Here is a 20,938-nt window from a genome sequence, read left to right on the forward strand (position 1 = left end):
TGGCTTGCTGGCTTGCTGGCTTGCTGGCTTGCTGGCTTGCTGGCGCCGAATCATATCATGAGCGGCGGGGAACTGTTGGGGCTCAGCGTTTTTCGCCATGGGCTGGTCAGCGGTCATGGTGCGCTGACGCCGAGTTGTTCTGCCTCGCCTTCGATGGGCCGGTAGGTGCCGCGGATCTCGAGTTCGTTACGGCCCGCTCGCACGAAATTGTCGATCGCCGCCCGCAGGCCGGCAACCGAGGTCGTGTACTGCTCCTGAAAACGTCGGTCGACGCTGTCACGGTGACCGGGTCTGCTGTCGTGCTGAATTTCGGCAACAAGGTTGCGATGGTTCTTCGCCGCTTCCATGAGGGTTTCCACGGCAGCATTGACGCGCGCTGATCCGAGGAACGCGACCTGCTCGGCGTACTCGAGTACGCTGTGCCATTCTCGGTCCACGGCTTCGCTGTCGCGCGGCCAGACCGGGATGTTCGCCAGCGCGCGACTCGCTCCGGCCAATCGGGGATAAACAGCGAGCTTGTCGTCTCTGGACAGCCGTCGCCTCTCGGTACTCCTGCTCAGCATGGCGAGCAGGCTCGTCACGACAACGCCGAAGGCGGACCCGCCGAGCGCGATGATGCTTGTCCCCCACCAGGGCGCTGTAGATCCCACAAGATGTGTAACCTATCAAACCTCGATCGACGTGCCATTGTGGCGATGCGTCGTGGTCGGGGCGCGGCGAGGGGGCCAGCGGATTCTCACCGCGGGCGGGCGGTGTTGCCCGATGCCGCTCACCCGGCGGCGGAACGGGCGGCCGCGAGTTCGCGACGGATGGATTCGACGTCCGCGCTATCCCGGCCCCGCGTGATGCCGATCGCCTCGCGAGATCCGAGCCGGGCGACAGCACGTGGCGGGCTACTGTCGGGTGTGCGGTGTGCGTCCGCGGTGCGACAGGCAGGGGCGGCGGTTCTCGCCTTACTCGGCCGGCACGGTTTCCTCGGCGTTCGGTTCGACCTCGGCGGCGAAGTCGCGGATCAATGTCGCTACTTCGCCGGGGGTCTCGATATTCGGGGAGTGCCCGGCGGAATCGATGACGGCGAATGACGCCCCGGCGGCGACGTATCGGGCGCGGGTGCGGTCGACGTCGTAGAGCTGGTCCAGGGCTCCGTGGATCACCAGGGTGGGCAGGTCGAGTGTGCGTATCCGGACGTCGAGGGGCCGGCTGGTCAATGCCCGGCGGCGGTCGATCAGCGCGGCACGGGCGGTGCGCGCCGACATGTCGCGGAAGTCGCGGCGGCATTGGCCGAAGTCGGGCACCGCGGTGTCGAGGTCGAAACCGGGCGCGAATCCCTGGGCGAACATATATCGCAGGACCGCGTCCGGTGCGAATCGTTGCACCAGCCGCACGATCGGCTCCCACACCACCAGCTGTAGTCCGGCCGGGAGCCGGATGCCGTCGTAGTCGGGAGCCTGGTCGACGATGACGATTCCGCCGACCCGTTCGGACAGCTCGGCCAGGCCGAGCGCGGCGTCCGCGCCCCAGGAATGCCCGACGGCGATGACATCGTCGACGTCGAGATCATCGAGCACCGCGGCCAGCATCCGGCCCTGCGAAACCTGATCGAAACCGGAATCGCCTCCGGTGCAACCGAATCCGAGCAGATCGACGCGGATCACGCGATGGGTATCGGCGAGCAATGGCGTCACCGCATCCCACCAGTGCAGTGATCCTTCGAAACCGTGCAGCAGCAGCACCGGCCTGCCGTCGGCGGGGCCGTCCTGGCGAAGGTGGATGGTTCCGGCTGCGACGGTGCGGAACTCGCCGATCGGTCGCCTGGGTTCGGCTGGACTCACTGCTTTCTCCTGACATCGTTAGCGGTATCTGCCGGTTGCGAGGAAATCCGATGGTTGGGCGCGAGGCGCATTCGATGCGACACCGGGCCTCGGGTTGTCGATCGGCACGCCGGCGTTCCGAGCCCGCTCATGGGCCGACTTCGGCGGGCGGAAGCCAGATATCCGGCGCGACCGTGCCGATCGAGCGCCCGAGCGGGTCGAGGAGCCGGCCGAGCAGCTTCTCGTGGCGCAGGGTGATGGCGCGCTGGGCGATGTCGAGGGCGGGATGGGTGGTGGCGAGCTGGGTTTCCCAGCGCAGCACGTCGGCGATGCTGTGCAGGCCGGCTTGGACGATGAGGTTGTGTGCTCCGCTGACGGCGGCGCAGTTGCGGGTTTCCGGCAGCTGGATGAGGGCTTGACCGATGTCGGGGAGCTGGGCGGGCGGCACTCGCGCCCACAGGGTCACCGCCACCGGCCATCCGCCGAGCGGACGGGCGAAATCGCAACGAAACCGCAGGAGTCCGAGGCGCAGCAGCTGATCGAGGCGCCGTTTGACGGTGGCGGCGTTGGTGTCGAGGGCGGTGGCCAGCGACTGGAACGAGGCTCTGCCGTCACGCGCCAGCAGGGCCAGCAGTGCGCGGTCGGCCTGCGTGATCGCCGGCTGCGCGCGTCTGGCCGGTCGTGGCTCATCGCCCGCGGCGAGTTGGGCGCGCTGCCGGGGAGTGAGCGCGTCGATGCGCCAGCTGCCGCCCTCGGCGAACATGTGGGTGGCGATCCGGTGCCGCAGGGCGACCACGCCGGGGACGGCGGGCAGGACATCGAGCACATACTGCGACATGGCATGCAGATCCGGCATGGCCACCGTCGCCAGCAGGTCGTGATCGCCGCCGGAATGCTCGAGCGTCACGATGTGCGGGTGCCGGCTCAGCGTGCGTGCGACGGTGGCGGGACTGCCCGCGCAGTCGATCTCGAGGTAGGCGACGCAGATCTGGTCGAGCAGTCGCGGCCCCGGCGACATCGACACCCACGCCTCGCCCCGATCGGACAGGCGCTGCCAGCGGCGGGCGACGGTGACCGGATCGACGCCGAGCGCGCTGCCCAATTCCGTCCACGACGCGCGGGGCCGCAGTTGCAGGGCATGGATGAGCTCCAGATCGCTCTCACTCAGCAATCGGTACGAATCCTGCGTTCTGCTGTCCATCTAGACCTGATTCCTGCGATCTGAAACGTCGTCTTGCGGAGTATCGCACTGTTGTCGCGGGCACTGCGTGCTCGGCAGCGTATCGAACGGAAAGGAATCGCGACATGCGGCAGGCCTACGGCACCTATCAGAACGAGATCTACTTCGGCGGGCTCGGCGGCATCATGCCGGACTTCCCGATGACCTTCGCCGAATGGGAGGCCAAGGCGCAGGCGGTCCTGCCGCCCTCGCTGTCGTCCTATGTGGCGGGTGGTGCCGGCGACGAGCGCACTCAGCGAGCCAATGTCGAGGCCTTCGAGCGGTGGGGACTCGTGCCACGCATGTTCGTCGGCGCCAGCGAGCGCGATCTCTCGATCGAGCTGTTCGGAATGACTTGGGACGCACCGGTATTCATGGCACCCATCGGCGTGATCGGGCTGTGCGCGCAGGATGGGCACGGCGATCTCGCCACGGCGCGGGCCGCCGCTCGCACCGGCGTGCCGATGGTCGCCTCGACCCTGTCGGTCGACCCCATGGAACAGGTGGCCGCCGAACTCGGCGATACGCCCGGCCTGTTCCAGCTCTATACCCCGACCGATCGCGACCTGGCCGAGAGCCTGGTGCGCCGCGCCGAAGCGGCGGGCTTCCGGGGCATCGTGGTCACCCTCGACACCTGGATCACCGGTTGGCGCCCGCGCGACCTCTCGACCAGCAATTTCCCGCAGCTGCGTGGCCACTGCCTGACCAATTACACCTCCGATCCGGTCTTCCGCGCCTCGCTCGATCGCACGCCCGAAGAAGACCCGCGAGGCGCCGTGCTGCGCTGGGTCCAGGTCTTCGGCAATCCGCTCACCTGGGCGGACCTGCCGTGGTTGCGGTCGCTGACCGATCTGCCGTTGATCGTGAAGGGCATCTGCCACCCCGAGGACGTCCGCCGCGCCAAGGACGGCGGTGTCGACGGCATCTACTGCTCCAATCATGGTGGGCGCCAAGCCAATGGCGGGCTGCCCGCGCTCGATGTGCTGCCCGAGATCGTCGACGCCGCCGACGGGCTGCCCGTGCTGTTCGATTCGGGCGTGCGCAGCGGGGCCGACGTCATCAAGGCTCTCGCGCTCGGCGCGTCCGCTGTCGGCATCGGCCGCCCGTACGCCTATGGGCTCGCGCTGGGCGGGGAGGCCGGCATCGTGCATGTGCTGCGCAGCATCCTCGCCGAAGCTGATTTGATCATGGCCGTCGACGGATACCCGAGCCTGGCCCAGCTCACTCCCGAGGCCATGCGGCGCGTCTGATCACAACCGCCGGGCCCGGCGATCACCGCGGATCAGGGAGCGGTGTCGCCTCCCGGTCCGTCGGTCAGGATGCCGTGCAGCAGCACCTGTGTCAGGCCGGAGGCCAGGGCGTCGAGATCCTCGACATCGCGGACCGACAGCGCGAAGACCGCGGCGCCGACGATGACGTCGATGAGGATGTCCACGTCGAGTCCCGCGCGGACCTCGCCCCGCTGCGCGGCCGCTTCCATCCGGCGCGCGAGTTCGCCGCGAAACGATGCCAACTGGCCGGTGATCAGGGCATCGTGCAAGGCCGTGTCGGTCCGTACCTCGTTCATGAGTCCCGGCGCGGCCTCCCTGGCCGCGGGGTCGGCGAATACCGTCACCGCGCCGGTGATCAACCGGGTGATCTCGGTGGTGAAGTCATCGGATGGGTCCAGTTCCGGGAGGACGGACGGGTAGATGGTGTCGTTGACGATGTGGGCCTTGGACGGCCAGCGTCGATAGATGCTCGGCCGGCCGACGCCGGCGAGCTTGGCGATGGCGTCGATCGACGTGCCGTTGTATCCCCGTTCGACGAGAAGGCGCCGGGTTGCGTCCAGCACGGCGGAGTCGACCGCGGAATCGCGTTTGGAGCCGAGTCGATGTCCGTCTGTCCGTCGTTTCGTCACCGGTACCCCTTGCGTTGGACTGTGTTCGTCGTTACATTGTGTCACGACCCCGTCGTTACACTCTGTAACGGCAATTTGGGGTCTGCGGCACGGCGCTCACGTCGTGTCATCCGGGTACCGCCCGACCGCTGTCGCGAGCCGTGGAGTCACGCATGTCCGATGCCGCGCACACGCTCCGCCCGGTCGGTGCTTGCCCGGACCGTTGAGCCGAAGGGATCCTCATGGCACATCGCATCCACCAGCGCGCACGAACGTCCTGTTCCGTTTTCCTGGCAGGGGCGCTACTACTCGGCGGGTACGCCGGCGCGAGCGCCGAGCCGCTGATACCGGGTCTGGATACCGGATCAGCGAGTAGCTCAGGTAGTTCCGATGGCCCGCTCGTCCCCGAGGCGCCCCGGCTGAAATCGGTGGACAACTTCCGTGATGTCGGTGGTACCGGCGCCGGGTACGCGGCGGCGAATGGAAAGCGGGTGAATCGGGGGGTCGTTTATCGTTCCAATATCGTCGATCCGGACGACGCCGACCTGGCCACCCTGACATCGCTTGGCGTGCAGGTCGTTTACGATCTGCGAGGCCCGTCCGAGATCGAGAAGGCGCCCGATCGGCTGCCGCCCGGCGTCACCTATCGCAATATCCCCATCCTCGGTGGCAATATCGAGGAAGAAGCGTCCGGTCTGCGCACACCGGACGAAGCCCGTGCACTCGCACAGCGGGTGTATCGAACGTTCGTGACCGGCGCGTCCGAGCGAGCAGCGATCGGGCAGTTGCTCACCGAGTTGGCACACACCGACGGCCGCCAGATCTTCCACTGCGAAATGGGCAAGGATCGCACCGGCTGGGTATCGGCCACCCTGCTCGGACTGGCGGGCGTCTCGCGCGAGACGATCATGTCGGACTTCCTGCTGTCGAACGAATACGCGGCGGCATCGATCAAGGCACGCCGGGACGCGATCGTGGCCCGATACGGCGAAGAGGCGGCGAAGATCTTCGATCCGATCTTCGGAGTCGAAGCCGGATTCCTGGAAGCCGGACTGGCGCAAATGGATCAGTCCTACGGCTCGGTCGAGAAATATCTCACCGACGGCCTCGGGCTCAGCGACGACACCGTGTCGAAGCTGCGCGCCAAACTCGTGGATTGATCCGTGCCCGGTCGGCGCGGTCGCATACCGCGTCGGCCTGCCGATCATCTGATCCGAACGGTCTTCACCTGCAGTGAATTTCACGCCCGATACGCCACATCGCCCACCCGGCGCGGCGCACCCATCCGAGAGAAAGTCACCGACATGCTGACTCCCCAGGACGAGCTGCTCTGTCACCAACTGCCCACCACATTCGACCATGTCCTGCAAAGCGACCTGCGCTGGACCGAACGAGTGGTCATGTACGGATTCGACACCACCGGATCGGTGAGCGTCATGACCGGAATGGCGCGCTACCCCAACCGCAATGTCATCGACGCCTATGCCATGATCACCGTCGGCAACGAGAAGGCGCACGTCGTGCGGATGTCCCGCGAGATCGGCGGCCGCCACGATGGCCTCGGCGCCTGGCAGGTCGGGCCCTACCGCTATGAGGTTGTCGAACCGCTGCGCAAGGTACGCGCCACCCTCGATGACAACGACTCCGGTATCGCACTGCAACTCGACTTCGAGGGCGAATTCGCCGCCTACGAACAAGAACCCGCGTTCTTCCGCAGCCGTGGCCGGGTCCGCGAGGATGCCCGCCGGTACTACCAGAACGGCCGGATCAGCGGCTGGCTGGAGGCCGACGGCCGCCGATATGAGATCGATCCGGAGACCTGGTGGTTCGGTCGCGACCACTCCTGGGGCACCCGCCACGGCGGTGGCGGCGGCAGTCTCGGCGAGGGGGACAACCTGCAGCCCAGCGAGATCCCCGACGGCGTGCTCTACTACATGGGCATCTTCGAGTTCGATGACGAGCTGGTGCACTTCGCACAACGGGAGACCGCCGACGGACAACGCTGGCACTTCGAAGGCACTATTCTGCCGAAGCCGGACTCCGGCAATCCGGTCGTCGCGGTTGTCGACGTCGAGCACGCATTGACCTTCTGTGACGATTTCCGCATCGTCAGCGGCGGCTCCTTCATCGTCCGCGGCGCCGATGGGCGCAAGGCCGAGTACACGATCACGCCGTTATCGGACTTCTGGCCTGGTGTCGCCGGCTACGACACCTATCGCGGCTACGCCTCCGGCATGTGGCGGGGTGAGTCCTGGAGCGACCATTTCGTCGTCGACCTCACCGACACTACGGACCTGAAACAGGCGAGCATGCTCAGCGAGACGTTCTGCCGCGTCGAGACCGAGGGCAAGGTCGGCTACGGGCTGGTCGAGATGGTGTTCCTGGGTCGCAACGCCCTCTACGGATACGAAGGGTACTGATGACAGCCATGGCACGACCGGAGCCGGAAGGCATTCCGGCACTGCTCGAACCGATACTCCGGCAGCAGCTACCGGGCAGCGCCCAGGCACGCATCGGGCAATTCGCGCGCACCACCAGAGGATTCGCGACCGAGACCTATTTGTTCGAGGCCGACAGCGGCGACCGGACCGTTCCCCTCGTACTGCGCCGTCCACCGGAGGAGCCCCTGTTCCCGGACTACGATCTGCTGCGCCAGGTGCTCGTCATGCAGCGGTTGGCGGACACCGAGATCCCGGTCCCGGCGGTGGCTTGGCTCGATCGCGGCACCGCCGCCCTGGGTAGCCCGTATTTCGTGATGAGCCGTCTCGGCGGTGAGGCGCCCAGCGACTTCCCCTCCTACCATGTCGCGGGAAACTATTTCGAGGCGAGTCCCGCCGATCGTGCCCGCATGTGGTGGGGCTGTGTGGACACCATTGCCGCGATCCACCGACTGGATTGGCAGAAGCTGCGGCTGGATTTCCTCGGCTGCCCGGATCGTGGCACCGCCTCCACGCAACACCTGGTCGACTACCTGGACACGGCTCTGACGTGGGCGTGTGGCGGCCCACAGCCCGAAACCTACCGTCGCGCGATCGACCATCTGCGGGTGCACGCGTACGAACCCGAGCAGCTCACCCTGTGCTGGGGTGATGCTCGTATGTCGAATATCCTCTACGACACCGAGTATCGCGTTTCCGGCGTGCTCGACTGGGAGATCGCCTATCTGGGCAACCATGAAGCCGACCTGGCCTGGATGCTGTTTCTGGACTGGGCGTCCAGCGAGTACGAGGGCCACCCGCGGCTCACGGGAACACCCACACGCGAGGAGACCATCGCCTACTACGAGCAGCGCAGCGGCATGCGTGTGCACAACCTGCGCTACAACGAAATACTTGCCGCGGTGCTCCTGTCGATTCCGCTGCTGCGCATGGCCCATCGCGTGCGGTTGCCGCCGGAGATGGACATCACCGGCTTCTGCACCACCCGGATCGAACAGCTGCTGTCGTGAAGTAGTTGTCGCTCGGGCGAAGGTCTACCGGTGGCGCGATCTCACTCTGCGGTGCGATCCGTCGTCATACCAGGGGATTACGTCGAACGAGAATTACGCGCATAGCGTCGGGGTATCGACATCACCACCCGCACCAGAATCCACTCGAGGCGCGAACCGGGATCAGGGCTCCGGTTGATAAAGCGGCTGGCTCGAGCAGCGGTTGGCGGTGAGTTCCGTTCGACTCTCAGGAGAGCTATGACGACACCGGCGCTGATCCAGGAGACCTCCCCATCCTCATCGCGGCGCGGTGCCGGAGGCGACTACGGCCCGCTGCTGCGACGCATCTCCGAGGCCGGTCTGATGGACCGGCGTCCCGGCTACTACGTGGCGCGGCTCAGTCTCGTCGGGGTCGCCTTCGTGGCCGGGTGGGTGGTGTTCGTGCTGGTCGGAGACTCGTGGTGGACGATGGCGGTCGCGGGCTTCATGGCCGTGACGTTCGCTCAGGTAGCGCTCGTCATGCATGATGTCGCGCACCGGCAGGTCTTCCGGCTGCGCCGGCCGGCCGAAATCGTGGGCCGGGTCGTCGGCAATGCCGGGATCGGTTTGGGTTACGGCTGGTGGCAGGACAAGCACACCCGTCACCACGCCAACCCCAATCACGAGGAACTCGACCCGGATGTCGCACCCGACATTCTCGTCTGGTCGCAACGGCAGGCGCGGGCCAGCCGTGGTCTGCCGCGCCTCATCGGGCGGGCGCAGGCCTTCCTCTTCTTCCCACTGCTGATGCTGGAAGGCGTCAACCTGCACGTCGCGGGGCTGCGGGCACTGCGAAGCCGTTCGATCAAACACCGCGCTCTCGAGGGCGCCCTGCTCGTCGGCCACTTCGCCGCGTACCTGGCCGCTCTGTTCCTGGTCCTGCCCGTCGATAAGGCCTTGGCATTCTTCGCGGTCCATCAAGCACTGTTCGGCGTGTACATGGGCTGCATCTTCGCCCCGAACCATAAGGGCATGCCGACGTTGACCGGCGACGACCGCCCCGACTACCTGCGCCGCCAGGTCCTGACCTCACGAAACATCAAGGGCGGCACCCTGACCGACGTCGCCCTCGGCGGTCTGAACTATCAGATCGAACACCACCTGTTCCCCAGCATGCCGACTCCGAACCTGCGCCACGCCCAAGTCATCGTGCGTGATTACTGCGCGGAAATCGGCGTGCCGTATCACGAGACGGGGTTGATCGCGTCCTATCGTGAGGCGCTCAGGCATATGCATCACGTCGGTGCGCCGCTGCGGGGAGATCGTGAGACCGGGGCCGAACTCTGAGCTGAAGCCCGCCGCCGCGCTCAATGTTTCACCGAGCCTGCCGAGGGATGTTCCTCGCAGCCAGGCTGACCCGAGCACGGACGGCTTGTGCCACAAGACCTCCGGAGTAGGGGCCGGCGCCCGCTCCATGGCCTCCACCTCGATGAGAGCAGGTTTCGAGCCGACGTCGATTCCGATTGATGAGTTTCAGCAGTGCGTCGGCCGTATCCTGTGATCGTGGCGATCTGCCTCGACCACAGGAGAATCCGGCGATCGGACTGCAGTCCCACGCGAACTCGCCGAGCTGCTGCAGCATGGAACTGAGGATCGCTGAGGTGCGCCGCTATTCCGAACTATCCACTGGACCGCCGCATGGCGGGCCGGCTGGGCCACCGAACCCCACCGAGCTGAAGAAATCTCGGTAGGCGGGGAAGAAGTTACCTTTGCCCGTGGGGCCCGAATCGGTCACGGCCGTGCAGCCGGTGTATCGCGCATCTGACCAGAGGTGGATCTTCGAGCTCGTCCGGTTCCAATCGGACTTGGCCAAGTCATTCATACCGAAGACCGCGAGGTCTGGCGTGCTTCTTGTCAGCTTGATCATGTCGCCGGTGCCGTCGAGGCCCGAGAACATGCAGTAGTAGCCAGCAGGGCACCGGTCGTAGCCTTCCTCCGCCCGAGCCGGTGTTGCCGTGAAGAGCGCACCAGACACGCCTAATGCCATGACCGACAGGCTTGAAATAGTGCGACGCAGATGCATAGCTACTCCTTTGTCGGTAGAGCAGTCAGTATTGCCGCGGCGGCATCGTTGAGAGATTCGTAGCCATCGGCAACGTGGCTGGGTCGCTCGGGCTGATCAGGGTGAACTCAGACGTTCGGTCGGGGGTATGTGTGGCGAATCGAGACATAGCAGCGTAAGCACTACTCATGCTGAGCTGGAGCTGGTCGGACAGATATGGCGGCCAGCGCTCCCATGATCTTGGCAATGGAACGCCATGCTGATGGATGGGAGAGTGAAGGGTTCTCGCTACCCCTCAGAAGTACCGATGAGTTTGCGGTTCCCGGTCCGTCAAAGCTCGTGACACGATAGAAAGGACACCACCATGGCAGAGCTTGTCGTCGACTTCATCACCTCGCTCGACGGCTATGCATCGGGTCAGGGATGGCCCGGGTTCTGGGGGCTCGAGGGCCCGGAGTATCTCGCGTGGCTCGGCGAGCAGCCCAAGGTCACCTACCTGATGGGGGCGAACACCTACCGACTGATGTCCGGCTTCGCCGCCGGTCAGGTCCCGGATGGTCAAGACGAGTTCAGGCCCGAGGAAGAGGCGTCGGTCGATGAGCTCACGCAAGCCTCGAAGGTGGTGTTCTCCTCGTCGCTCGAGGAGCCGCTGACGTGGGCCAACTCCACGCTGATCCGCGACGACGCCGTTGAGACGGTCCGCGCCATGAAGGCGAACGGCTCGGGGATCCTCAGCACGATCGGCAGCCTCAGCCTGAGCCGATCCCTGCTTCGAGCCGGACTCGTCGACCGCTTCCGCGTCGTGATGTTCCCGGTGATCACCGGGGCGACGGGCGAGGAACGCATCTATGACGGCTATCCCGACGTCGCCCTCGAGATGACGGAGCACCGCACGTTCGACGGCCGCATTCAGTTGGTCGAGTACAAGCCCCGGGTGCTCGAGCACCCGCCGCTCGGCGGGCCTGCGTGAGGTCCGCGGGTCCGCCGGTCTGGAGCGTCCCAGGCCGGCGGACCCGTCGTCTGACCATGGGCTCTTGCGCTGTTCAGGAGGTTCAGTAGGTCGGCCAGTTACCCGGCGTCATGAGTTCGAGAAGATGCTCGTCGGGATCGCGGAAGTAGATGCTGCGTCCGCCACGCGCCCAGTTGGTCCGGCCTCCGATCGGGATGCCGTTCGCGCTCAGGTGAGCTTCCCATTCGGCCAATTCGTCCTCGGAGACGGCGAAGCACACATGCAGCCGACCACTGCCGTCGTGGGGCGGGATCTCACCGTTCGGCAGACCCGGTCCTGGCAGCACTTTCGGCTCGAGCGATCCGCCGCGGCGGAACAGCAGCAGCACATTGTCACCGCCGACGTCGAACGCGCACAACGGATCCGCGTCCAGAATCGGTTTCAGCTGCAGCACATCGGTATAGAACGTGCGGGCACGTTCGAGGTCGTCGACGTACAACGCGGACTCGATGATCCGGTCAAGTTTCGGCACGGTTCGCTTCCCTTCTCGGATATGGTGTCGGGAACCATCGTGCAACCTCGAGTCGACTCGAGGTCCACGGTTGCGTGCATCACACACGCACCGTCATCGCGGCCACCAGATCGTCGCCGCGATCACCAGCAGCGGTAGTCCTATCGCGATGGCGAAACCCACCATCACCAGGGCGCTCACCGTCCCACCTGCGCAAAAGCCCAGCGGGCGAAGCTGAGTCGTGGGACAACGGTTTCCACGTCGGCGAAGCCCATCACCGCGTTGAGTTCGAGCGGACTCAGGTGGTCGGGTGCCGGCAGGATCACCAGGTCGGCCCCGGCGTTGCGTGCTTGGTCGGCCACTCGGAGCACCGACCGTGTGTCCGGCCATACGAGGTGATATCCGAGGTGGCGCGAGAGGCGGTGGATTTGGGCGCGATCCCATTCGGGTGCGCGGCTGGTGTCGTAGTCGATCCAGCCGAATGCGATCGAATCGCTCATGGCGCGAAGTCGGCGTAGGCAGGCAAGACATTGGGAGTGGTCCGAAGTCCGACCGCTACTCGCTCCAACGTCGATATGTTGACCGAGTATTGATGCCGAAACAGCCGGACCGGAGCGTCCATATCCCGGTTATGTGCTGCTCGCCTGGGCAAAGGTGGTTGTACGCGCACACTGCCTCCTCAATACGTGTCATGGCAGGCACCCGGCGCCGGGGAAGTCCGCTCGAGTCAGGTACGTAATGTGCTGCCCAATCGGGTGGTTCGACCCGGCGCCAGGGCCGGTTCCAGCGTCATCGACCGGCAATCGCAATCCCAGGGACAGCAGTGATAGGGAACCGCTACTCTTCCGCTAGATCGCAGGGACAGGGGGAATCGAATGATCGTTGAGACTTGGACGAGGGTCGAAGTACGAGCTCTGCGCGACGCTGCACTCCGCATGACGCAGGAGCAGTTCGCCGAACAGATCGGGTGGTCGGTTGCCACCGTGCGAAAATGGGAACGTGCCACCGAATCGAGGCCGGTGCGCGCGCAACGTGCTGCCGACCTCGATAGTTGGCTCGCCAAACTGAGCCCGGAGCAGATGCGTCGGTTCGCGCTCGCCGTGTCGGCTCCGCGGGCCGTAGCCCCGCGACACTCGCCATCTGGAGGCGTAGAGGATGAGGCAGACGTGAATCGCCGCGAATTCAGCAAGGCCGCCGCGCTTACCGTCGCGACGTTTCCGCAGTGGACACCGTCCCGCATCGGAATGGCGGATGTGGACCGGCTCAACGCCTTCACGGCAGAACTGGAGGCCACTCAGCAGAGGGTCGGAGGGGCGGGGCTCTTGCCCACCGCTGTTGAGGCGCTGGAGCGCACTCGAGGTTTGTTGCACAGTTGTGTTTTCGACGATACGACCGGGAAAGCATGGATGTCCGCGGTCGGCGAGCTCGCCGTCCAAACTGGCTGGCTTGCCTACGATGCGGATCGCACGCAGCTTGCATGGCGTTGCTACTCCGACGCACTGTCGCTGGCCTTCACAGCTGACGATGATGATCTGACCGTTCACGCATGCATGAACGCTGCACTGCAAAGCATCACGCTGGCGCGAATCGGTCGAGTATCCCCGTCATACGCACTTGCGCTGACCCGCCGCGCCGGAGATCTGGTGCGGCGGCGGCCGGCGGGGCGAATACACGCGCTTATCGCTGCACGCGAGGCTGCGGCCCACGGGACAGCGTGTGACGCGGGTAGTGCAGCCCGGGCGATGTCGGTGGCTTGGCGGGAGATCGACAACGCAATCGACGACGAACCGGAGGACGAGTGCCCCACATGGCTGCGGTTCGTCAGCCATTCCGAGGTTCGGTTCCACGAGGCGAGGGCTTGCACCGATATCGGAAATCACGGCCGGGCGCTGAACCTGTTCGAAGTCGTAGCGGGCGAGCCTGCTAGCCCCAGCAATACTATGCACGCAGCAGCGTGGTGGTCGGCGTCGCTCGCTCGTACCGGTGATGTGCAGGCAGCGATCGAGGCGGGGGACCCAGTGCTCGGGGCGCTGGAAACATGGCTGGCTTCGCCGCGCGCACTCAAGGTGCTCGAGCCGGTGCGAGCCTCGGCTGACGCGGTTCCCGACGGCCAGGAGTTCCGGGTTCGCTACGACGCGCTTGTCACGACGAAAGGCGCAGCAGTTGAATGAATTCCGTCGGTTCGACCACTTGGGTGCCCGCGAGATCCGTGACACGGTGCAGGACGTATACGCGCGTGCATATGCGGAATCCATCGTGAGTGGCGACCCGTTCGAGTCACTGGAAGCGGCCATGCAGCGATTCGACGCCTACACGAGCCGCGCCGGATTCGATCTGGTGGTGCTGTACTCCGAGGGCGAGGCTGTCGGGCAGGCGTGGGGATGGCCGCTCAATGCGAGTTCCCGCTGGTGGAACGGTCTGCACCTCGACGACGAGGAGCCGGAGTTCACGACGGAGGACGGGACACGGACATTTGCGCTGTCGGAGATCATGGTGGTAGGTGAGCACACCGGACGAGGTCACGCGCGGGCCTTGCACGACGAGCTTCTGGGTGGTCGACGCGAGCAGCGAGCGACACTGCTGGTGGATCCGAGGAACGAGAACGCCTACGCGCGGTACCGGAAATGGGGCTGGTTCCGGGTCGGGGTGCTACGACCCGACTGGGAAGGGGCGCCCATATTCGACGTACTGATACGCGAGCTGGCGAGCTGATCGGATCGACGTAGCGCATGGCCCTCTTACCGTGTACCTGCTGGGCTGGGCATGCGCCCCGCAGTCCACCCGCCCTTTCGGTCCGGCACGCGCCCCTAGCTTGGCGTATCTGTGACCTGGATGAATCATGAAGTAAACGAACATGATTCGCTCTCCAGAGCTACAATAGCCCGGGCCGCGGCGCTCAGCTGACGACTGAGAACTAACCGTCATCTATAGGCAGGGGGACCATGAATTCCACACGACCAGCCTGGAATCCCGATGCTGGGGACCGTCGAGGTATCGGCTATGGGAATGGCACAGAGTGGGCTGCTGATGGTCAACCCGGCACTACTGCCGACGGCGGGCAGGGCAACCAAGGTCTCGTGCAAGAGGCGAAGGTTCCGATGTTCGGCGTCCGTGGACACGCAAAACAGCTGGCGCAGGAGCTCGCGCAGGCGCAGGCCGAAGTTCGTCGGTTACGCGACGAATTGAACCGGACAGGTAGCTTGGAAATCGCCGAGCTACAGCGGCTGCGCGACGAGTACGCCAGACAGGTCGCCGGTGAGCAAGCGCAACTGGACGAGCTTCGCAAACAAGTAGTTCAGACCCGGGAAGATCAGATCCTCCAAGAGATAGGCATCTACGAATTCCACCACCCGCTGTCGGACTCGGTAGTCTACCGCGACCAACTGCGGATACTGCGGGGGGAAATAAAGGCGTTGGCGCGAAGTGACGCTGGTGCGATCGAAGCCTCGACGACCTGGGCTGTCGAGGGGTCGGTTACCGAGGGTCGCAAGCTGGTCCGCGAATGCTCGAGGTTGATGCTTCGCGCCTACAACGTCGAGGCCGACAACCTCGTCCGTGGTCTCAAACCGTACAAGTTGCGCACGGCGCTGGAGCGGCTCGACAAGATCGCATTCACCATCGAACGTCTGGGCAAGACGATGAAGTTGCGCATTGCGCCCGCGTACCACCGGCTTCGCTATCGCGAACTGGAGATGACGGCGGCCCACCTCGAGCAAGTCGCGCAGCTTAAACAGCTCGAGCGCGAAGAGCGTGACCGCCAACGGGAAGAGCACAAGGCGCAGCAGGAGATGGCACGCGAGCGGACGAGAATCGACCGAGAGGAAAAGCGGTATCGCAGTGCACTCGCCGAATTCGAGCGCGCCGGGCAAGGAAGTGCATCCGAAGCGGACGAGGTGCGCGAAAAGCTGCGAGAACTAGAGTTCCGTCGGCAGCGGGTCGACTTCCAGACGGCGAACACGACTGCCGGTCACTTGTATATTCTCTCCAATATCGGTGCATTCCGAGAGGATATGATCCACATCGGCTTTACTCGACGGTTCGATCCGGAGGACCGCATCGACGATCTGAACAATACAGCGGTGCCTTTTCCCTTTGATGTTCACCTCAAGTTCTATGACGAAGACGCCGCCGGAATCGAAGCGGAACTGCATCGCCGACTTGCGCATAGGCGCGTAAACCGGGTCAATCTGCGACGCGAGTTCTTCTACGCCACACCCGCCGAGGTGCGTGATCTTCTGCAGGAGGTGGCGCCGGGCAAGGCCCTGGAGTTCGCTGAACTTGCCGAAGCCGTGGATTATCGTCGCAGCCTCGAAGCAGCTGAGAACACTTCACCGGAGTGATGGCGAGGTCATCGCGATGACGTTCGCAAGACCAGCCCATGCAGTTTCTCACGGGGACTCTGTGCTCGCTTGTGTCCGGCACGCTGCCACCAGTCCGCGGCCTCGTCGATCTGGCCCCGGTAACGCAGTCGAATGGCGAGGTTATGCATGGCATCGCGATGACCTGCATCGGCCGCGCGCCGATACCAGATGAGTGCCTCGTCGAAACGCTGAGTCTTGTCGAGCAGGATGGCGAGGTTGTACATCGAGTCGGTGCTACCAGCCTCCGCCGATGTGGACCACCAATGCTCGGCGTCGCGAAACTTTCGTGCGGCGAGTAATAGACCGGCAAGATTTCCCATAGCCTCGACGTTTCCCCGCTCCGCGGCCTCTCGGTACCAGTCGTGGGCGTCGCCGAGTTTTCGCTGGGTGTGCAGGAGGTTGGCGAGGTTGTTCATGGCGCCGGTATGTCCCTGCCTGGCGGCACGGCGCCACAAATCCTCGGCTTGGGCGAGTTGGTCTTGTTCTGCGAAGAGCTGGCCGCCATGAAACAGTGATTCGGAATCGGCGTCGGGACGGGCACGCGGATCGACCAGTGGTGGGGAATCGGATCCGGCTTCGGAAGTTCTATTACCTTGTGGCGCCCGATCGCTCGGTACGATGGCCCAACTCGCAGTGGATGGACTGCCGAGTACCGCCAGGAACCGGTCGCGCCTTTCTGCACTCAGGTCTTCGACAGCCGCTATCGGCGTGAAGGCTAGTGATGAATCTCCTTCTGGCAGCACATGATTGCTGAGCACGCCGATAATATGCCCGTCATGCACGATTGCCCCACCAGATGCGCCACGCCACTGACTCGAGAACCTCTGTGTCATATCTCCGGTCAGTTCAGCCAACCGGGACGCGGCAGCCGGCGGCGGTGTCAGGCACTTGAACGTGAGCTTCGAGTTATCTGCATCCTCTTTCAGGCCTCGTAGCAGGGTCGTTTCACCGGTCGGTACGTAGCCGTCGAGCTGGGCTCGCCCATTCTCTTTCCAGTTCGGGAATGCCAATACTCGGCACTCATCGAGTCTTGCCGCGTGCGAGGTGCGTATTCGCGCGTAGGATGCCCGCTCGATCGGATGGTATTCGTCGACCTTCAGTATCGCCAGATCGATATCCCGTCGACCTGTTCGTAGATGTACCCGTGCCGACGCATTTCGGCCATCGATCAGCACGCGATAGTTTTCACCCGCCGCGCAATGATCTGCCGTGAGCACATACTCGCCGTCAATGCGAAAGCCCGACCCCGTATGTGGTTCGCCATCCTTGAAGTAGGCGATCAAAACCGCGCGATCAACTGTCAGCACGCCTCCGGCGCCCCGCTATCGTGGATCGGTCGTATGAAGCGGCGAACTCTTGCGCACCGCGTCGATGTATACCTCGGTGGTCCGTTGCCCGTTCTCCGTGTACACGACCGGCTCGAGCGTCATCGTCACGGTCTGGGTGGCCACCGACTGCCTGGACACCTCCGCACCCGCATCGACCAGCCACCACTTGATTCCGCCGTGTGCCTTACCGGCCGACGTCACCGCAACTTGCAGTGTCAATTCAACCGCCGTTGGCTTGAAACGCACAGACTCCGACTGTGCACCCTCCCACGCGCGGGTCAACTCCGCGCGTAGCGCATCGATGGCTGCCGACAACGACACCCGCCCCGCCAGCGATTCTCCGGGCTCCTCGGACATTACTTCCCCTCACGCCGAATGGATCAGATTCCACCTGTACCTCGAAAGCATAAGGGATGCAAGGAGACCGCTTGCCGCACGCTCCAGGATCGTCAATGTGCCGACCGGCCGGATCGACCCGACGGGGCGCCCGCCGGCCTGAAGGCGGCGAAGCCGATTGATTTCTGCTGTGGCGATTCGGGTTCCGGGACCGTCGTCGATGAGGATGGTGACAGTGTCCCCGGCTTCTGCGGCGACGACTGCGTGTGCGATGACGATGGTCTCGCCCAGGTTTTTCGGAGATTGCAGCGATGGACCGCAGCCAGCGAAAGCGCATCGACTGGCGCTGAACGAGAGCGAGCCTTATATCGATCCCGATGCGCGCTGAGCCGCTGCTCGCAGTAGCGGCTCCGCCTTCGTTATCGCGGTGTGAACGACACTGCCCGGTTCGTAACGCCGCAAGATTTCACCCAGCCGCTCGTCCACCGTGAAATCCTCGCCGTTCGGGCCCGTCGACAGGTCGGACCACCACAGGAAATCTCCGGCCTTCTCGAGCCCGGCCACACCCGAGAGTCGGAACTCATCGAATACCCCCGCGTCCAGACCTCGCACTCCAGCCTCGACCTCCGCTGCCGTGTGAAACGCGACCAAATGGCACACGACCGGCGAGTAGCCGAGCGATCGCAGCAGCCTGGCACCATCGATCGGGTGAAACCCGAGTTCAGGATGACCGTAACCGACATCATGCAGGTAGGCAGCCGTAACCGCATCTCCACGTAGGTCGCCCGGCAGTAGCTTCGCTATGGACTGCATCCGGCGCCCCACCGCGACCGAGTGCGCCCGACGTGATTCAGTCAGCGGAGCCATTAGGTCTGCCACGGCGGGATTCACGGCCGCTATGGTACGCGCGGTACCTCGTAGAGGTGTCGGTTGAACCATGACCATCGCACTAAGTCAGTGTGAGCGCCCGGTACACGCCGACTACGGTTGCTGCGCCGACGATCTCTCCGCGGGCAATCATCTCGACCGCCTCGTCGAGCGGCACCCACCGAGTTGTCTCGGCTTCGTTGATATCCGGCTGGGTTTCGGTGAGTTCGGCACCGCTCGCGAGGTAGATCTCCTGGGGATGGTCCAAGGTCCCGATCGCAGGCTGAAAGGTCACCAGGTGTTCCATCGTGAGCGGACGCCAGCCCGTCTCCTCTTCGACCTCACGGGCAGCCGCCGCGGCGACATCTTCGGCATGGTCGACGTATCCATCCGGCAGCTCCCACACCCACTGGTCGATGATCCACCGGTGCCGATACATCAGCAGAACCTCGCGGTTGTCGTTGAGCACCAGGGTCATCGCGGACCGGGGCATCCGAGCCACGTACTGGGTGAACTCCACTCCATCGGGGAGGCGAATGTCTGCTGTCGACAGCCGGATATGTCGGTTCTCGTCGATCAGTTGCTCACCGAGGATCGTCCACTGGGTATCGCTCACGCTCTCGACGGTAGCGGCATCGGGGACTTGCATGGCCAGGTGACAGGGGTAATACAGCCTGACCGGTGGCTGTTGTGGTCATGATTTCGTCTGACCCGCTGTGTTGCCGGAGGACCAGGGTGGCAGCCGAAGGAGGTTGGTCTTCTCAATCGGCGGTAACCCATCGTCCAGGTGGCGTAGCCGGGTGTAGGTGGTGCGCATTGCCGCCTTGTCGGGAATGTGTTGGCCGCCCGCCGCACGCTCCAGGATCGTCAACGTGCCGACCAGGCGGATCGAGCCGACCGGCCGTCCGCCGGCCTGAAGGCGGCGAAGCCGATTGATTTCTGCTGTGGCGATTCGGGTTCCGGGACCGTCGTCGATGAGGATGGTGACAGTGTCCCCGGCTTCTGCGGCGACGACTGCGTGTGCGATGACCATGGTCTCGCCCAGGTCTTTCGGAGATTGCAGGCGTTGTTCCATGGATTGCCGGGTGATCCGGTGGACCGCGGCGGCGAGTTCGGGTGTCTCGTCGTCGGAGAGTACGTCGATCCATCCCGGTGTCAGCTTGCGCCAGACAGAAGCCGCGGTGTGGAATCGCGGGTCCTGCCTCGCTTTGCGAAAGATTTCGTCTTGCACTGTCTCCGGGGCGCTGAGACGCCCGAGTACGCCGATAAGCAGACGCTCCTTGTTGATGGAAAAGAAATTGAGCCCGGGGCCGGCGTCGATGATGGGCGGGTGGCTCACCTCGTCCTGTCCCCTTCGAGCGGTGGGCCGCCGGACGTGTCGTCTGGTGCGTCGAGCGCTTCATCCAGGGCTGACAGGTCCACGTCGGCATCAGGCAAGTCGGCGGCGTCGGCCCAGGGAGTAGCACGCTGAACCGGCTCGACACCTGCTTCGCGCAGCTCCTTGTGCGCGTCTTCCAATGTGATGCCGCGCAGAGTGGCAATTGCCTGTGCGGAAAGCACATCCTCCTCGTACGCCCTGATTGCGCGGGCGAGTAGCCGCTGGGGTGCCCTGCGCTGTTCGGAGTCGGCCTGCAGGGCGCGGTACTGGTCGCTCCATCCGTAGCGGACCGCCAATTGCGGCGCGGTCAACGTCATCCACTCATGTTTGGTGGCTTCGTCGATGTAACCGGCCTGGCGCAGAGCGATGGCTGCGATGGCCGGTGACACCAGGAACCGCTGGACGACCTCGGAGAGGGTGGATTGGGTTACCGACTCGCGGTCTCCGAGAAACTCGTGCACCCCGTCCACGGGTATGAGTAGGTGGCGGGCGAAGGCATCCGCACGAATTTCCACGGGAGATCGGTCACTCCAGTTGCCCGAATGACCATCAGCCCAGTCCGAGAACACGACGTGGCCGAGCTCGTGGGCCAGCGTGCTCCGCTGCCGCATCGGATTGCGGGTGCGCGCGACGCCGATGAATATGGCGTCTCGTACGGGATCTCGCACCGTCAGGCCGTGTTCGTCCGGGCCGACATCGAGGACGGCGACGTCGATCGCGGTGGCTTGTTCGATGATCGCGACAAGGTCGCCCAGTGGGTGTACGCCGAGGCGGTGTTCGCGGCGGAACCGCGCGGCGGCGTCGCGTCCTTCTGTCTCGTTGTTCACGGTT

Annotated in this window: 22 protein-coding genes; 9 read left to right on the forward strand and 13 right to left on the reverse strand. The window is 64.6% G+C overall.

The annotated features are described in order from the left end of the window. Positions 1 to 113 precede the first annotated feature (113 nt). The 3 genes from FEK34_RS06565 to FEK34_RS06575 form a co-directional block, all read right to left on the reverse strand. Positions 114 to 581 (reverse strand): hypothetical protein, encoded by a 468-nt coding sequence (locus FEK34_RS06565; protein WP_138446992.1) that lies wholly within the window; start codon positions 579 to 581, stop codon positions 114 to 116. 372 nt (positions 582 to 953) lie between these two features. Further along, complete coding sequence (locus FEK34_RS06570; RefSeq protein ID WP_212748716.1) at positions 954 to 1,832, reverse strand: alpha/beta fold hydrolase; 879 nt, start codon at positions 1,830 to 1,832, stop codon at positions 954 to 956. Positions 1,833 to 1,959: 127 nt separating this feature from the next. Then, positions 1,960 to 3,012: an Lrp/AsnC family transcriptional regulator gene (locus FEK34_RS06575; RefSeq protein WP_138446993.1), complete on the reverse strand. Its 1,053-nt coding sequence runs from the start codon at positions 3,010 to 3,012 to the stop codon at positions 1,960 to 1,962. A gap of 104 nt (positions 3,013 to 3,116) precedes the next feature. On the opposite strand from FEK34_RS06575, the gene FEK34_RS06580 reads away from it, so the two are divergent. Continuing rightward, positions 3,117 to 4,280, forward strand: coding sequence for a lactate 2-monooxygenase (locus tag FEK34_RS06580; protein ID WP_138446994.1), 1,164 nt, complete (start codon positions 3,117 to 3,119; stop codon positions 4,278 to 4,280). Positions 4,281 to 4,312: 32 nt separating this feature from the next. Here FEK34_RS06580 and FEK34_RS06585 read toward each other — a convergent pair whose 3' ends face one another. Next, positions 4,313 to 4,930, reverse strand: a complete 618-nt coding sequence (locus FEK34_RS06585) for a TetR/AcrR family transcriptional regulator (RefSeq protein WP_138446995.1) — start codon at positions 4,928 to 4,930, stop codon at positions 4,313 to 4,315. A 221-nt stretch (positions 4,931 to 5,151) separates the two neighbouring features. Here FEK34_RS06585 and FEK34_RS06590 point away from each other — a divergent pair, with 221 nt between their 5' ends. From FEK34_RS06590 to FEK34_RS06605, 4 genes are all read left to right on the forward strand, one after another. After that, positions 5,152 to 6,069 (forward strand): tyrosine-protein phosphatase, encoded by a 918-nt coding sequence (locus FEK34_RS06590; RefSeq protein WP_249358834.1) that lies wholly within the window; start codon positions 5,152 to 5,154, stop codon positions 6,067 to 6,069. 144 nt (positions 6,070 to 6,213) lie between these two features. Next, positions 6,214 to 7,329, forward strand: a complete 1,116-nt coding sequence (locus FEK34_RS06595) for a hypothetical protein (protein ID WP_138446996.1) — start codon at positions 6,214 to 6,216, stop codon at positions 7,327 to 7,329. Positions 7,330 to 7,337: 8 nt separating this feature from the next. Then, positions 7,338 to 8,357: a phosphotransferase family protein gene (locus FEK34_RS06600; RefSeq protein WP_138446997.1), complete on the forward strand. Its 1,020-nt coding sequence runs from the start codon at positions 7,338 to 7,340 to the stop codon at positions 8,355 to 8,357. Between the two features lie 237 nt (positions 8,358 to 8,594). Beyond that, a complete protein-coding gene (locus FEK34_RS06605; RefSeq protein ID WP_138446998.1) occupies positions 8,595 to 9,662 on the forward strand; it encodes a fatty acid desaturase family protein in 1,068 nt (355 codons plus the stop codon). Positions 9,663 to 9,984: 322 nt separating this feature from the next. On the opposite strand, the gene FEK34_RS06615 is transcribed toward FEK34_RS06605, so the two are convergent. Next, the gene (locus FEK34_RS06615) at positions 9,985 to 10,398 is read right to left on the reverse strand and encodes a peptidase inhibitor family I36 protein (protein WP_138446999.1); all 414 of its coding nucleotides are present in this window, start codon (positions 10,396 to 10,398) and stop codon (positions 9,985 to 9,987) included. A gap of 343 nt (positions 10,399 to 10,741) precedes the next feature. On the opposite strand from FEK34_RS06615, the gene FEK34_RS06620 reads away from it, so the two are divergent. Next, on the forward strand, positions 10,742 to 11,347 hold the full coding sequence (locus tag FEK34_RS06620) for a dihydrofolate reductase family protein (protein WP_138447000.1): 606 nt from the start codon (positions 10,742 to 10,744) through the stop codon (positions 11,345 to 11,347). 82 nt (positions 11,348 to 11,429) lie between these two features. Here FEK34_RS06620 and FEK34_RS06625 read toward each other — a convergent pair whose 3' ends face one another. Further along, positions 11,430 to 11,858 carry a VOC family protein gene (locus FEK34_RS06625; protein WP_138447001.1) on the reverse strand — a complete coding sequence of 143 codons (429 nt, stop codon included), beginning with the start codon at positions 11,856 to 11,858 and terminating at the stop codon, positions 11,430 to 11,432. A gap of 176 nt (positions 11,859 to 12,034) precedes the next feature. Then, positions 12,035 to 12,337: a hypothetical protein gene (locus FEK34_RS06630; protein ID WP_138447002.1), complete on the reverse strand. Its 303-nt coding sequence runs from the start codon at positions 12,335 to 12,337 to the stop codon at positions 12,035 to 12,037. A 375-nt stretch (positions 12,338 to 12,712) separates the two neighbouring features. Between FEK34_RS06630 and FEK34_RS06635 the strand changes: the two genes are divergently transcribed. The 3 genes from FEK34_RS06635 (at position 12,713) to FEK34_RS06645 (ending at position 16,177) form a co-directional block, all read left to right on the forward strand. Then, positions 12,713 to 14,008, forward strand: a complete 1,296-nt coding sequence (locus FEK34_RS06635; protein ID WP_138447003.1) for a helix-turn-helix domain-containing protein — start codon at positions 12,713 to 12,715, stop codon at positions 14,006 to 14,008. Further along, positions 14,001 to 14,549 (forward strand): GNAT family N-acetyltransferase, encoded by a 549-nt coding sequence (locus FEK34_RS06640; RefSeq protein ID WP_138447004.1) that lies wholly within the window; start codon positions 14,001 to 14,003, stop codon positions 14,547 to 14,549. Before FEK34_RS06635 ends, FEK34_RS06640 begins: the two co-directional genes overlap by 8 nt. A gap of 230 nt (positions 14,550 to 14,779) precedes the next feature. Beyond that, on the forward strand, positions 14,780 to 16,177 hold the full coding sequence (locus FEK34_RS06645) for a DUF4041 domain-containing protein (RefSeq protein WP_212748717.1): 1,398 nt from the start codon (positions 14,780 to 14,782) through the stop codon (positions 16,175 to 16,177). An 8-nt stretch (positions 16,178 to 16,185) separates the two neighbouring features. Here FEK34_RS06645 and FEK34_RS06650 read toward each other — a convergent pair whose 3' ends face one another. From FEK34_RS06650 to FEK34_RS06680, 6 genes are all read right to left on the reverse strand, one after another. Beyond that, positions 16,186 to 17,505 (reverse strand): bifunctional trypsin-like peptidase domain-containing/SEL1-like repeat protein, encoded by a 1,320-nt coding sequence (locus FEK34_RS06650; protein ID WP_138447005.1) that lies wholly within the window; start codon positions 17,503 to 17,505, stop codon positions 16,186 to 16,188. Between the two features lie 15 nt (positions 17,506 to 17,520). Further along, on the reverse strand, positions 17,521 to 17,883 hold the full coding sequence (locus tag FEK34_RS06655; protein ID WP_138447006.1) for a trypco2 family protein: 363 nt from the start codon (positions 17,881 to 17,883) through the stop codon (positions 17,521 to 17,523). A 342-nt stretch (positions 17,884 to 18,225) separates the two neighbouring features. Then, a complete protein-coding gene (locus FEK34_RS06665) occupies positions 18,226 to 18,753 on the reverse strand; it encodes an HD domain-containing protein (RefSeq protein WP_171048075.1) in 528 nt (175 codons plus the stop codon). A 58-nt stretch (positions 18,754 to 18,811) separates the two neighbouring features. Then, positions 18,812 to 19,345 carry an NUDIX domain-containing protein gene (locus FEK34_RS06670; protein WP_212748718.1) on the reverse strand — a complete coding sequence of 178 codons (534 nt, stop codon included), beginning with the start codon at positions 19,343 to 19,345 and terminating at the stop codon, positions 18,812 to 18,814. Between the two features lie 78 nt (positions 19,346 to 19,423). Beyond that, positions 19,424 to 20,068 carry a hypothetical protein gene (locus FEK34_RS06675; protein WP_138447009.1) on the reverse strand — a complete coding sequence of 215 codons (645 nt, stop codon included), beginning with the start codon at positions 20,066 to 20,068 and terminating at the stop codon, positions 19,424 to 19,426. Beyond that, positions 20,065 to 20,934, reverse strand: a complete 870-nt coding sequence (locus tag FEK34_RS06680) for an ImmA/IrrE family metallo-endopeptidase (protein ID WP_138447010.1) — start codon at positions 20,932 to 20,934, stop codon at positions 20,065 to 20,067. The genes FEK34_RS06675 and FEK34_RS06680 overlap by 4 nt, the downstream gene beginning before the upstream one ends. Positions 20,935 to 20,938: the final 4 nt, after the last annotated feature.

The organism is Nocardia cyriacigeorgica (assembly GCF_005863245.1).
GTDB classification, from domain to species: Bacteria; Actinomycetota; Actinomycetes; order Mycobacteriales; family Mycobacteriaceae; genus Nocardia; species Nocardia cyriacigeorgica_C.